Source organism: Oleiphilus sp. HI0067 (genome assembly GCF_001635735.1).
This window is the reverse complement of record NZ_LWFI01000433.1, coordinates 1-836: the sequence shown is the minus strand read 5'-3', so window position 1 is coordinate 836 and position 836 is coordinate 1. Positions and strand designations below refer to the sequence as shown.

General features: G+C 39.8%; 1 protein-coding gene and 1 pseudogene. Both read left to right on the top strand.

Annotated elements, in window-relative coordinates; translation table 11 throughout:
- Positions 1–340 (top strand): annotated as a pseudogene (locus tag A3739_RS29385) (6-pyruvoyl tetrahydropterin reductase); the annotation flags it as partial.
- 94 nt (positions 341–434) lie between these two features.
- Positions 435–836: phospholipase A (locus A3739_RS05010; RefSeq protein ID WP_197472066.1), on the top strand; the 402-nt coding region annotated here is incomplete at its 3' end.

The following is an 836-nucleotide window of genomic DNA, read 5'->3' as shown; positions in this document are numbered from 1 at the left end:
TTCTAAAATTGAGATATTTGAGAATCACAAACGCAGTTCTGAATTAGAAGATTACTGGAGTGCGTGCTTCCGAAACATTTATATCGGCACAAAAGAGGACGTAAAGAAAGTTCTCGATATCAATGGCAAAGAACACACGAGTTTCTGTTACACCGCGCAACAGGGTCGCTTCAAACTAACCCTACCATCTAAACGTGTTCATATCATCGACACCGATAGTACCGTTGAACTAATCGCTGCATACATTGCAGACCAGTGCCTCGCGAAACATCCAAACAACCACTATCTCGTGAAAGCATACGAGGGTGTAGGCAAAGGCGCGATAGCTGAAAGAAAGTAAGCAAAATTTAAACTTTTTAGCCCCTAATTCAATGGGCTGTTTTTAATTGTTGTGCTTTACTAAGTCGCAATAACTAACAACTATCGCTTACACCATGACTTTAATCGCCAGAATATCTGTCTTACTGCCTTTTTTATTAGCTTCTTCCCTGCTTTCGTTTAATAGCTTTGCCGAAGAAACTATTAGCGAAGATGAACAGCCCGAATACACTAAACATAGAGATGTTCCAGAACGATTTATACAGCAACAACAAACTGACAAACTCTCCTTTGTCATTACCCCGCATAGGCGAAACTATATTCTGCCAATAAGCCATCAAGAATCCCCAAACAACGAACCCTGGATAGCAGCTGGTACTTATCGAGATGAACAACCATTTCAACACAATGAAATAAAACTACAAATCAGTTTCAAAGTGCCCTTACTTGAAGATCGCTTATTTAATGACGGCGATGGTATTTATTTTGGTTTCACTTCGAAGTCATTTTGGCAAGCA